General features: G+C 36.7%; 10 protein-coding genes. 7 read left to right on the forward strand and 3 right to left on the reverse strand.

The window, feature by feature from the left end; genetic code table 11:
• Positions 1 to 143: 143 nt before the first annotated feature.
• Positions 144 to 2798 (reverse strand): HAD-IC family P-type ATPase, encoded by a 2655-nt coding sequence (locus U8521_RS11010; RefSeq protein WP_442886155.1) that lies wholly within the window; start codon positions 2796 to 2798, stop codon positions 144 to 146.
• A gap of 386 nt (positions 2799 to 3184) precedes the next feature.
• Here U8521_RS11010 and nagE point away from each other — a divergent pair, with 386 nt between their 5' ends.
• Positions 3185 to 5167 (forward strand): N-acetylglucosamine-specific PTS transporter subunit IIBC, encoded by a 1983-nt coding sequence (nagE, locus tag U8521_RS11015; protein ID WP_334331681.1) that lies wholly within the window; start codon positions 3185 to 3187, stop codon positions 5165 to 5167.
• A gap of 202 nt (positions 5168 to 5369) precedes the next feature.
• On the opposite strand, the gene U8521_RS11020 is transcribed toward nagE, so the two are convergent.
• Positions 5370 to 6407 carry a PTS sugar transporter subunit IIC gene (locus U8521_RS11020; protein WP_334331680.1) on the reverse strand — a complete coding sequence of 346 codons (1038 nt, stop codon included), beginning with the start codon at positions 6405 to 6407 and terminating at the stop codon, positions 5370 to 5372.
• Positions 6408 to 6431: 24 nt separating this feature from the next.
• Positions 6432 to 7370 carry a 2-dehydropantoate 2-reductase gene (locus tag U8521_RS11025; RefSeq protein WP_334352782.1) on the reverse strand — a complete coding sequence of 313 codons (939 nt, stop codon included), beginning with the start codon at positions 7368 to 7370 and terminating at the stop codon, positions 6432 to 6434.
• 1029 nt (positions 7371 to 8399) lie between these two features.
• Here U8521_RS11025 and U8521_RS11030 point away from each other — a divergent pair.
• From U8521_RS11030 to U8521_RS11055, 6 genes are all read left to right on the forward strand, one after another.
• Positions 8400 to 9374, forward strand: a complete 975-nt coding sequence (locus U8521_RS11030; RefSeq protein WP_334352748.1) for a PTS sugar transporter subunit IIB — start codon at positions 8400 to 8402, stop codon at positions 9372 to 9374.
• A 35-nt stretch (positions 9375 to 9409) separates the two neighbouring features.
• The gene (locus tag U8521_RS11035) at positions 9410 to 10228 is read left to right on the forward strand and encodes a PTS mannose/fructose/sorbose transporter subunit IIC (protein ID WP_334331678.1); all 819 of its coding nucleotides are present in this window, start codon (positions 9410 to 9412) and stop codon (positions 10226 to 10228) included.
• A 17-nt stretch (positions 10229 to 10245) separates the two neighbouring features.
• Entirely contained in the window at positions 10246 to 11157 is a 912-nt protein-coding gene (locus tag U8521_RS11040) for a PTS system mannose/fructose/sorbose family transporter subunit IID (protein ID WP_334331677.1), read from the forward strand.
• Between the two features lie 106 nt (positions 11158 to 11263).
• Entirely contained in the window at positions 11264 to 11626 is a 363-nt protein-coding gene (locus tag U8521_RS11045) for a DUF956 family protein (RefSeq protein WP_334331676.1), read from the forward strand.
• Between the two features lie 319 nt (positions 11627 to 11945).
• Positions 11946 to 12479, forward strand: coding sequence for a hypothetical protein (locus tag U8521_RS11050; RefSeq protein ID WP_334352749.1), 534 nt, complete (start codon positions 11946 to 11948; stop codon positions 12477 to 12479).
• 182 nt (positions 12480 to 12661) lie between these two features.
• Positions 12662 to 13402: a CPBP family intramembrane glutamic endopeptidase gene (locus U8521_RS11055; RefSeq protein ID WP_334331674.1), complete on the forward strand. Its 741-nt coding sequence runs from the start codon at positions 12662 to 12664 to the stop codon at positions 13400 to 13402.
• The last annotated feature ends 6 nt before the right edge of the window (positions 13403 to 13408 follow it).

Below are 13408 nucleotides of genomic sequence, written 5' to 3' on the forward strand. Positions count from 1 at the left end.
GCTTTCAAATCAAAACTATATTTAACCATACAAAAAGTGCTCCATAATCATTAGATTTCTTGTCTAACAATTATGAAGCACTTCAATTACCTTGGTCTATTTGCCTTAATGTTCGAGAGTTGACTATGTCCTGTCCCGCTCTTTTATCTATTCAGTTTTAATCGAATAATCTTATCAATTTCAGTGACAAGTAAAACAATTGCACCGGCAGCAGTTGCCAGTCCCCATTCCAACATTGAAATCGGTCCAGTTGAAAAGATTGTTTGCATGAAAGGAACGTAAGTCAAAATCAGTTGCAAGATCATCATTAAACCGACAAAGACGAAAACTTTTGAATTGGAGAATAATTCTTTAGATAGAGCCAATTTTGGAGTTCGAATGTTAAATAAGTAGAAAATTTTTCCGAGAATCAAAGTGTTCACCATAGTTGTGCTAGTGATTATATCATTAACACCACGACTTCGTAGGAAGACATCGATCATTAAACTGACCGCAGCAATTAAGATTGCAACGTAAGTCATTTGGAAAATATCGTGTCGATTCATTAGTTTGCTACCAGTTTTACGAGGTTTACGTTTCATAATGCCGTCTTCAGCTGGTTCAAAAATCAGAGCAAATTGAATCGTAATTGCGGAAACCATGTTGATCCATAACAACTGACTAGGTTGAAGTGGAATCTCTTGTTTAGTCAAAATGGCATAGGCAACGATCAAACCTTCAGAGAAGGAAATTGGTAGAAGATAGAGAATACTTTTCTTGATATTGTCGAAAATTCTTCGTCCTTCTTTGATAGCAGAAGACATAGTCGCAAAGTTATCATCAGTCAAAATCATGTCAGCGGAATCTTTCGCAACGTCAGTACCTTTGATTCCCATAGCTACACCGATATCAGCTTTCTTCAAAGCAGGAGCATCGTTGACACCGTCACCTGTCATAGCTGTGACTTTGTTATCTTTTTGAAGAGCTTCGATGATCTCTAATTTATTACTTGGAGTAGTACGAGCAAAGACTTGGTTATCGTTAGCGGCAACAATCTTTTCATCATCAGTCAAAGCATCCCATTGGGTACCAGTGATTGCATGAATTTCATCAGCTAATCCTAATTTTTCACCGATAGCTTTAGCAGTAATAGCATTGTCACCAGTAATCATCTTAACTTCAACGCCGGCACTACGCATAACTTTTAGTGATTCGATAACTTCTTCTCGAGGAGGGTCGATGATAGCAACTAAACCTAAGAAATTCAAGCCATCGACAATCATTTCATGAGTTACTTCATCAGTATTGTCAGGTTCTTTTTCAAAACCAACGGCAATGACACGTTTACCTTCTTTAGAGAAAGATTCAACTTTTTGAACCCAATAATCGTAATTGAAATTACTATCTTGAGTTTTAGCCATTTCCAAGAGTTTATCAGGAGCACCCTTGACGAAGAGGATGCGCTCATCTTGGTCATTTTTAACGATTTTACCGATGTAGCGATAGTCTGAATCGAAAGGTAGGATATCTAGTTCTTGGTAGTGTGGTTTTTCACCATAAGGGAAAACTTTGTGATAAAGCGTTAAGAAAGCACCATCGGTTGGTTCACCACTGATAGTCCATTGACCATTTTCATTGATTAACTCAGTATCATTGGCGTAATAGCCAGCCTCCAAAAGTAACTGCAATTTCTGATTTATTTCAACAGGTTGACCATTATTAGTGATTTGACCAGTTGGCTCAAAGCCTGTTCCACTGACTTGTAATTCTTGATCATCAATCAAAATGTCGGTAACGGTCATTTCATTTTTAGTCAAAGTACCAGTTTTATCAGTTGCAACTACATCGACTGAACCGAGAGTTTCAACAGCAGGTAAAGTTTTTACGATTGTATTTTGCTTTTTGGCCATATCACTAACACCTTTAGCCAAAATAACCGAAGTTGTCGCGGGCATTCCTTCAGGGATAGCACCAACCATCATGGCAACGACGGCTAGAGCTAGAACTGGTAAAGCATATGTGTCAAAGAGTAAGCCAATGATAAAAATAGCGATTGAGGCAATCACGATAAAGTAGGAGACACGTGTCCCTAAGCTATCGATAATCGCCATCAACGGAGTCTTTCGTTGCTTTACAGAACTAACTTCTTGGGAAATTTTACCGATTTCTGTATCACCAGCAGTAGCAACCACTAGTCCTGTACCACTACCATTAGTGACGGCAGTTGAAGCAAAGGCCATATTAGTCTGTTCTGCTAGCGGAATCTCTTCATTTGACAAAGCAATTTTAGTTTTTTCAACTGAATTGGATTCACCCGTCAAAGCAGACTCCTGGATGCGAAGATTGTCAGAGTTAATAATTCTTAAATCAGCCGGTACATTATCACCAGCTTCTAAGAAAACAGTATCGCCGACGACTAAATCTTCTGCCGGGATATCTTTTCTTTGGCCATCTCGATAAACGGTTGCTTCAATTGAAAGCATCTGTTTAATTTTTTCCAGGGCATCTGAAGCATTACTTTCCTGGTAGTAGCCAATAATAGCATTAATAACGACTACTAAACCGATAATGATCGAGTCGGAATAATGTCCCATTAATAACGTGATGATGGTTGAAGCAATCAACACGTAAATCACCATATTATTGAATTGGCGTAGGAAAATTTTCCATTTTGGTGTTTTATGTGATTCTAATTTATTAGGACCATTTTCAAGCAGCCGCTCTTTAGCCTCTTGACTAGTAAGTCCTTTAGTTAAGTCATTTGTTTGATATATTTCTTTTAATTTGTCAAAGCCTATCTGATAAGGTTTAGGTTTCAATTTACATCTCCTTGAATTTTGAGTTTAAAAAAAGCGCATTGCTAAAAAGTAATGTGCTAACTCAGCTTCGAATTCGATGTAAGAAATAGAAAAGTTTCGTTTTCAGTTAAAATGTCACTCCCTCAAATTTTTGCGTAAGCTAAAGATATCAAGAATTCTATATCATGTCAATATTATAATCTGAATTAAATATTTCTAATAATATACAAACAGTAAATTTGGAGTATACCATTTTATTGGTAGTCTAGCCCAATTGTATTTATGTAAGCGGTTAACAATCTTGCAGACACATATTTTTTAGATATAATTCTTGCAACATTGAATGTATACCAGTATCATAGGGTTTGTTAAAAATGTTCTACTCACACAAGGAGGAAAATAGGAAAATGAAAACCTATCTTCAACGGATGGGCCGATCACTTCAACTTCCAGTAGCTGTTTTACCAGCTGCCGCTTTACTTGAAGGTATTGGTCACTGGTTACCACAAAATTGGGGCTTGTCACAGTTTTTGCAAGTTGGTGGTACTGCGATTTTAAGTCAATTAGCATTGTTGTTTGCAATTGGTCTTTCAATCGGAATGTCAAAGGTTAAAGATGGAGCAGCTGCGATGGCAGGGGTTGTCGCTTACATTGTTCCAACTTACGTTTTAGCACCCAACCAAGTTGCTTTATTAAAAGGTATTAATGTGAAGGCGGTCGATCCAGCTTTCAATGCGATTGCGGGAAATGTTTTCATTGGTATCGTTGCCGGACTAATTGCAGCGGCTTTGTTCGATCGATTTCATGAAACAAAGTTGCCAATGGCTTTATCATTTTTCAGTGGTAAACGTCTAGTACCAATCTTGGCTACTTTGGTAATGTTATTAGTTTCTGTAGTCTTACTATTTATTTGGCCAGTTCTATACAATGCTTTGATTAGTTTTGGTAAATTCTTTGTCAGTCTTGGCGCTGTCGGTGCAGGACTATTCGGATTCTTCAACCGTTTATTGATTCCAACTGGTTTGCATCAAGCTTTGAATCAAGTGTTCGAATTTAATATTGCTGGTATCAATGATATCGGTAATTTCTGGGCCAACAAAGGAACAAAAGGTGTAACTGGTATGTATCTAGCTGGTTATTTCCCAGTGATGATGTTTGGTCTTCCTGCTGGAGCTTTAGCTATTTATAAAAATGCTTTACCTGAAAGAAAGAAGACAACTGCTGGTTTAATGATGGCCGGTGCTTTTGCTTCATTCTTTACCGGTGTTACTGAACCACTTGAATTCTCATTTATGTTTGTCGCTTGGCCATTATATGTGATCCATGCCGTTTTAACAGGTTTATCAATGGCTTTTGCAGCATTTATGCATTGGACAGCCGGATTCACTTTCAGTGCTGGGCTAGTTGATTATATTTTAAGTTTCCACATGCCAATTGCTAATAAGCCTTATATGCTATTAGTTCAAGGTATTGTGATGGCATTTATTTATTACTTCGTATTTGATTTTGCAATTAAGAAATTTAACTTAATGACACCAGGTCGTGAACCATTAGATGATAGTAGTAATGACCAAAGTGTTGAAGTAGCAACATCTGATAAAGATGACAAGTATATGATTGCTGCTAAAAAGATTTATGCAGGTATCGGTGGTCACGATAATATCAGCGTGATCGATAACTGTACTACACGTTTACGTCTACAATTAAAAGATACAGGACTTGCTAACAAGTCACAAATTATGAGCGCAAATGTTAATGGTATCAATGTTTTGGATAAAACTAATATTCAAATCATCGTTGGTACCGAAGTTCAATTCGTCGCTGATGATTTGAAGAAATTGTACGATGAAAATGCGACTGTTTCTGCACCTACAAAAGAAGAAAAAGCTCCGGTAGAGGAAAAGCCAGTCGGTGATTTCAAATCTGGAGAAACTGATACTTTCTATGCCGTAGCAAACGGACAAGTAGAGGATATCGAAGAAGTTTCAGATCCTACTTTTGCTCAAAAAATGTTGGGTGATGGCTATGCTGTCGTTCCAACTGATGGAAAAATTGTTGCCCCAGTTGATGGAACAATCAGTTCAATTTTCCCAACAAAACATGCGCTAGGAATTAAGACTGAAAATGGTTTGGAAATTCTAGTTCACATGGGAATCGATACCGTTCAATTAAAAGGTAAACCATTTGATATCAAGGTTGCTGAAGGCCAAGTTGTCAAACATGGTGACCAAATTGCTGATGTTGATTTGAAGCAAATCACTGATGCTGGTAAGAAGACTGATATGATGGTCATTGTTACTAACATGCCAGGAGTTGCTTACATGAAGTACAACGTTTTGGATCAAGCTGTTAAAGCAGATCAAGAAGTTGTCAAAGTTAAAATTAAGTAATTAAAAAGAACCTCCAGAGAAATCTGAAGGTTCTTTTTTTGTGCTTTTATGAAGCGCGCTTGTTCCACTCTCTAATTAAAACGAGTTGCACAAGCCAGGCTCAGCCACATAGCTACATTCCCCAAATCACACACAAGCCCGGTGTGCAATTCGTGAAATTAGGCTATCTGTCTGAGCCTAAGCGGCCTGTTCCACTCTCTGATTATCCAAGAAATTCGAAAACATCTTTTCTGTTATATAAATGTAGAACTTTTTCTAGTAAGAATTGTAAAGCAATTGAAGCAACAATGGGAACGACTAACCAACTGATTAGGACTAGTAGAATATTTAAACCGGCTTCCATGGAGGCAAGTGGTCCAACTAATCCAACTAGACCGAATCCAGCTGAAGCAGGAGTTCCTGATACTGTGAATAATGCTACTGGAATAGCAGAAATTGCGGCGGTCAATAGACAAGGGATGAGGATGATAGGTTTGCGGAATAGATTAGGCATCATCATCTTCATTGCGCCTAAAGCGATGGCGATAGTTACACCAGGCTTGTTGATCTTCCATGAATTAACTACTAGGACAATGGTTGTTGCGGCAACGCCCATGGCTGCGGCCCCAGCTGAAATACCATTCAATTGGATCGCCATACCGATAGCAACAGTAGAAATTGGTGAAATAATTATTGCGGCAAAAGCACAACTTATTAAGATACACATGATAATTGGTTGTAAGTTAGTAAATGAATTGATTCCATCACCAATGGCTTTGGTAATGTCGGTTACGTATGGATAGAGGTAAAAACCAATTAATCCAGCACCGACACCGACGACGATTGGTGTTAATACAATTGCCACGGAACCAAATTTATTACCAATCAAAAGAATTAAACCAACGGCAATAGCGGCAGTTAACATAGTGTTGATGATGTCACCAGTACCAGCTCCGATGTAAGCTTGAGCCTTACTGTCGAACTTGATGACTCCGGAACCAACAAAAGCAGCACCGGCAACAACTACCATCGGCATTGGTTTAAATTCAAATTGTAGGGCAATCAAAGCCCCAATTAATAATGGTGTAGCGAGTTGAAAAATAATTGCCATTTGACCAATGGCTAAAGCAAAAGGATTGTTACCGAACAGTTTTAAAATAGCAGCTAAAACAGCATTGGGAATCAATCCTACGATAATACCGGTAGCGGTTCCTGATAAAATTTTGTTTAAGAATACTTTGGCTGTTAATTTCTGGTTCATAACAATTACCCCCTGTAATTTTAGTTATTTAGCACCAAGAATATCTTCCTTACAGTGAATTAATTGTGTTAATAGATCACAGTATGGTGTAGGAATGTCATACTTCTTACCTTTACGAGAAACGGCTCCGTTGATGTAGTCGATTTCTGTTAAACGGTGATTATTGATCAAATCTTGATACATTGATGGATAGTGTTTACCGATCGTATCAGGATCGAAGCAAGATTCAACGTGTTCAACGACTTCTTTAACGTCAAGGTCAACGCCTTCATGTTTTGCAACGGCAGCAAATTCATTTACGACAGTTACCACGATGTCGTGAGCTGGTTTTGTAGCACCAAATTCAGCCATGTTGACATCAAGAATTGAGCAAAGACAGTTCATTGTTCCGTTAACACAGGCTTTACGATAAATTGAATAGTGAATATTATCAGAATATTTAGCATTCAAGCCGGATTCGGATAAAGTCTTAGCAAGATCTTTAGCTGCATTTTCTTGATCCTGACCAAGATTTTGTAGTTCGACTGAACCATTACCAAAGAGTTTAACTTCACCTGGTCCAACTAAACCGGCAGTCCACATAGTATTACCGATGAAGATATTCTTCATTGGAATGTACTTTTCGATAGTATCTTCGTGACCGATTCCGTTTAGTAAACAAAGAATCTTTGTGTTGTCAGCGATAAGTGGTTTAACATCTTGTAACATTTGAGCTAATTGCATTGATTTTGTGAATAAAATAATCAAATTAGCTTTTGTGTCACTCTTAACTTCAGATTGAAGCATAACTGGGATGTGTTCTGTAATGTCTTCACCATTAAAGTTAGCCTTCAAACCATTTTGACGAATAGCTTCAACGTGAGCTGGCCAGCCATCAACTAGAGTAACGTCATTGCCCCCTCTGTGAAGCATAATTCCGAAGCGACTACCCATGGCACCCGCACCTGCGATGATAATTTTCATCATATCCACTCCTTTGTGATTTCTTTAACTATATTATACTTTAACAGTTGTGAAGAAATCCACAAGTAATTAGTGTAAATGTTTTTATAAAATTGATGTTATTTTATTATTACTAATAATAATTTTACCAATATGTGATTAGTGTTTATCATCATTGGTGGGGGATTACTCTCTAGTTAAGGCCCTGTGGATCATCTTTTGATTGAGAAGTTGGGAAGTTTCATTCCAGTAAGCATCTAAATCGTTTTTTGATGATTCTTTTCCTTATTGTATGTAGAAATGGTTAACTGTCCGAAAAGTGATTTCCAACCAATACTTTTTGAATGATTGGGCCTATAAAAACTAACTCTTTTAATGTCGACGTCGACGAGATTAGTTGAGACAGCAATTAGCTTTCAAATTTTTTTAAGTAGTAATCGAGGAAAAATTTTGTTACTGATCATAAATTATTTCGGGAAAAAGTGTTTGTAAATATAGGTATAGACCGTTTTCTGCAAATTCAACTCTTTTCTTTGATTTTTTTAATGTCCATAAATGTTATTGAAACCAAACATCATCATGTTATACAAAGGAAACAATTGAAAATGTAATATTGATGAAATGGACATTTAGCATCAATTTAGCTAAGTTCCAATGATTGTTAGCGGTAACAGTGAAAATGTTGTAAAAATAAGAAGACTTTCAAATATCACAATTTAACTAAAAAATGCCTAAAAAGAATCGTATTAAAATTATTATCTTTTTTGATTTTAAGCATAATTATTGATATTTCGGCTTTAATTTGAGTGCCAATTTGATCAAAAATAATGCCAAAAGTGCCCATTAGTTATTTATTTGAATTGTGGTCTAGACTTTTTTATAAAAAGGGGTGTTTTTTTTCTGAAAAAATGATATTATGTAAGGGTTCACATGAAGGGTGAGCTCTATTAAAGCGATTTATTTAGATATTATTCATTAATTGTTAATTGACTACTACGAGGTGGTCAAAGTAAGCGCTTTAATAATGTAAATACATAAGGAGGATGAAACATGGTTGGAATTATTATTGCAAGCCATGGTGACTTTGCCGACGGCATCAAGATGTCTGGTTCAATGATTTTCGGTGAACAAAAAGATGTTCAATCCGTAACATTGCAACCAAGCATGGGGCCTGATGATTTGAAGGCAAAATTGGAAGAAGCTGTTTCTAAGCTTGAAGACCAAGAACAAGTTTTGTTCCTAGTAGATCTTTGGGGTGGAACTCCATTCAACCAAGTAAATGGTTTGTTCGAGGCACATAAAGATAAGTGGGCTATCGTTGCTGGTCTAAACTTACCTATGCTTATCGAAGCTTATGCTTCACGTATGTCAATGAAATCTGCACACGAAATTGCTGCACATATCATTGAAACTGCCAAAGATGGTGTAAAGGTTCGTCCAGAATCACTACAACCAAAGACGGCAGCACCAAAAGCTGCTCCTAAGACAGTTTCAGGTGGTAAACCCGGTTCAATGAAATACGTTCTTGCTCGTATCGATTCACGTCTATTGCATGGACAAGTTGCTACAGCATGGTCTAAATCAGTTGTTCCTACACGTATCATCGTTGTTTCAGATAATGTTGCAAAAGATGATCTTCGTAAACAATTGATCATGCAAGCTGCACCAGTTGGTGTTCACGCACACGTTATTCCTATTAAGCAAATGATCAAGATTGCTAAGGATGACAAACATTTTGGTGGTGAACGTGCATTACTATTGTTCGAAACACCACAAGATGTTGAAAGAGCAGTTGAAGGGGGAGTTCCATTGAAGACAATCAACGTTGGTTCAATGGCTCACTCAGTTGGTAAAGTTCAACCTAATAAGGTTTTGGCTTTCGACCAAAATGATATTGATACATTTAAGAAATTGGAATCACAAGGCATCAAGTTCGATGTTCGTAAAGTTCCAACAGATTCTGAAGACAATCTTGATAATATTATGAAGAAAGCCCAAGCAGAATTAGATAAGAACAAACAATAATTTTTATTCAGAAATAAAACGGAGGATTAATAATCATGCAATTAAATGCTATTCAGATTATTCTTGTCGTTTTAGTATCATTCCTAGCTGGTATGGAAGGTATTTTGGATCAATTCCACTTCCATCAACCAGTTATCGCATGTACTTTAATCGGCTTAGTTACAGGTCAATTGTTACCTTGCCTTATCCTAGGTGGTTCACTACAAATGATCGCTTTAGGTTGGGCTAATATCGGTGCTGCCGTAGCACCCGATGCCGCTTTGGCATCTGTCGCTTCAGCTATTATTCTTGTTCTTGGTGGTCAAGGACAAAAAGGTGTCGGTTCAGCTATTGCTATTGCCGTTCCTTTAGCCGTTGCTGGTTTGTTACTAACAATTCTTGTTCGTACACTTGCAACTGGTATTGTTCACATTATGGATAAAGCTGCCGAAGAAGGTAGTTTTAGAAAAATCGATTTCTGGCAATATGTAGCTATTTGTTTACAAGGTCTACGTATCGCTATCCCTGCAGCATTGATCTTAGCTATCGGTGCTGGCCCTGTTAAGGCTATGTTAAATGCTATGCCTACTTGGTTGACAGATGGTTTGTCAATCGGTGGTGGTATGGTTGTTGCCGTTGGTTACGCAATGGTTATCAACATGATGGCTAGTCGTGAAGTATGGCCATTCTTTGCAATTGGTTTCGTACTTGCAACAGTTACAGATTTAACACTTATTGGTCTTGGTACTATCGGTGTTTCATTGGCGCTCATCTACTTGAAATTATCTAAATCAGGTGGCAATGGTGGTTCAAACGGTGATGGAGGTTCTTCCAACACCGGTGATCCAGTCGGCGACATTATAGATAACTATTAAGGGAGGAGAACATAAAAATGGCAGATCAAGTTAAAATCTCAAAAAAAGATAGAATCTCCGTTTGGTGGCGTTCAACATTCCTCCAAGGTTCATGGAACTACGAACGTATGCAAAACGGTGGCTGGGCATACTCATTGATCCCAGTTTTGAAAAAATTATATAAGACAAAAGAAGACCGTGCCGCTGCTTTGAAGCGTCACTTGGAATTCTATAATTGTCACCCATACTTAACTTCACCTATTCTTGGTGTAACAATGGCTTTGGAAGAGGAACGTGCAAACGGTGCTCCTATCGATGATGTTACAATCCAAGGTGTTAAAGTTGGTATGATGGGTCCTTTGGCTGGTATTGGTGATCCTGTGTTCTGGTTCACTGTTAAGCCTATTATCGGTGCTTTAGCTGCATCACTTGCTATGACTGGTAATATTCTTGGACCAATCATTTATTTCGTTGCATGGAATGCTATTCGTATGGCCTTCATGTGGTACACACAAGAACTTGGCTACAAAGCCGGTTCAAAGATTACTGAAGATGTTTCTGGTGGTGTTCTACAAGACATCACAAAAGGTGCTTCAATTCTAGGTATGTTTATTCTAGGTTCCTTGATTAACCGTTGGGTTACTATTAAATTTACGCCAACAGTTTCAACCGTTAAATTATCTAAGGGTGCTTACATTGATTGGTCAAAACTCCCTTCAGGTGCACAAGGTATCAAGGAAGCTTTGCTTCAACAACAAAGTGGTCTATCATTGACTGCACACAAAGTGACAACATTGCAAGATAACTTGGATCAATTGATTCCTGGTTTAGCAGCTTTACTACTAACATTATTCTGCATGTGGTTACTAAAGAAGAAAGTTTCTCCAATCGTTATCATTCTTGGCTTGTTCGTTGTTGGTGTTGTCCTACACGTTCTACATATTATGTAATTGTTTGAAACTTTCAATGGAGTGGACTCATTTAGAGTTCACTCTTTTTTGATAATATGAAATGTTCGCTATATAATATTTTTAACAAAGTAAGGGAAGTGATGAGTTGGTCCAATCGTTGAATACAAAATCGGATTTAGTCATTCAAGGGACTTCGCATTTAGGTTTGACTGACTATGGGAAAATTATGGTTGGAGATAAAGGCTTCGAATTTTATGACGACCGTGATGTAAACAATTATATTCAAATACCATGGACAGAAGTTACAAAAGTGGTTGTTTCAGTAATGTTTGGGGGTAGATGGATTCCACGTTACGCATTACAAACTAAGAGTAACGGGATGTTTACATTCTCTTCAAAGGACCCAAAGAAAGTTTTGAGGGCAATTCGAGTTTATATAAAACCAGAGAATATTGTTAAATCGTTGACATTTTTCCAAGTTGTCAGACGAGCTTTCAAAAGAAAATAAAGATGGAGAGTTTGTTGCTCCAGACTAAATAGAAGGTTTTATTATATTTAACTCTAAAACTAAATAAAGAAGCTGAATTAGTGCTACATGCATTAATTCAGTTTTTTTATTTTTACAACCAAACTTGATAAAGAACCGTCCTTTGATTACCCGGTGCTATTTGTTTTAAGAAGAAATTGCTATGTTGGAAAACGGAACGTAATGTCAAAAAATTTCATGCCAACCAGCGACAAAATTTCTATTTTTAGGACAAAATTTTGGATAAATTAACTATTATGTCTTATCTTAAAGTTAGTCAAAAACAGTCAAGGTGATTGATATGGAAAACGGATTACGATTCGTCAGAAAACCCAGTTTCAAACCTCTGTTAGGCAGTATTTTTTTAGGAGCAGCACTTGGAATTATTGGACTCGTGATTTTTCATTGGGTTTTATTAAGCGTAGCTCTTGCAGTAAGTGGCTTTTTAATTGATAGCTTGGTTTTATATCCGAATTCAAAAGAATTGGATACAAGCTGGTTTATTGATCAAAGTGACCTGTATTATATTGATACTAGTTCCTGGTGGAAGAAAGTACATTTAATATATCTACCTTTCGATACTAAAATGAAGAATCTGCCATTAGTTAAAATCAAAAAGTATCAAATTATAAAAAAACATGAAATTATGAATACAAAAAAAATCGATGGTGGAAGTTTACAGACTCCCTTATTTACGCAATGTCGATACTTAATAATTCAAACTGATGATGAGACTTTAAGACTTAATTTAACTTGGAATCAATTTGGAGAACAAAACGTATCTTCACAAATTGAATTAATAAAAACAATTTTAGACAATAGAAATAGTCGCTAATTTAGATTGGCGGCTATTTTTGTACAAATAAATATTTACGAAATACATGAAGGGTGGTTTTAAAGGCATGATTAGTTTTGCGGTAAACCTGTATTTCAACAATTAAATAATAGTTTATCGAACGCGTTTCATGTCAAGAAGTTTTTCTATATAATTCTTAGTATATCTAGTTAGGAGGCTTTATGAAATTTTTAAAGAGTAACATCACCAAGATAGTTGTCACAAGTTTAATTTTTCCCGTATCAATGGTCGTTATGTCATTTATATTACGTTACCAAACGATTAACAATGATATTTGGCAAATGATGGTCGATTTGTTAGTTTTTCTAGTTGCTTATTTATTAAATTGGAAGTATCTGCATGAAAATGTGTCATGGATAGGAAAAGATACGACAATTTTTCAGCAATTATACACAGCACTACCAGCTTTTATTCTTATTGCCTTAATGAATTCGGCTACCTTATCAGAACCTGATCTGACTTTTAAATTTAAAATAGTTTTAACTTGCTTAGCGATTGGTCTGGCGGAAGAATATATTTGTCGCGGACTTTTATTAGGATTGGCATTGAAATTGTTTCATCAAAACGTCTTAGGATCAGTACTTTTCTCCAGTGTCATATTTGGTTGTCTTCATTTAACAAATTTGGCTTCATTGCCAATTGGTTACGTTGCGGGACAAGTCATTTTCGCTTCAGCAATCGGAATGTTGTTTGGGACCGTTTATGTTAAAACGAAGAGTCTTTGGATTGTAATTGGTCTTCACGCTTTGCGGGACATGTTTCCGATGTTTTCACCTAGTTTGATGAAAGAAGCTGGTCAAATGCAGTTTTCAATGGTGACACTTTATACTACGATCGTCATGTTTGCGATAGCTTTTTTTATTTCTTATCAACAATTAAAGAATTTTTCCGTACAAAAATAGCCGGCT

Origin of the sequence: Companilactobacillus miaonis (assembly GCF_036913615.1) — a bacterium.
Lineage (GTDB): Bacteria > Bacillota > Bacilli > Lactobacillales > Lactobacillaceae > Companilactobacillus.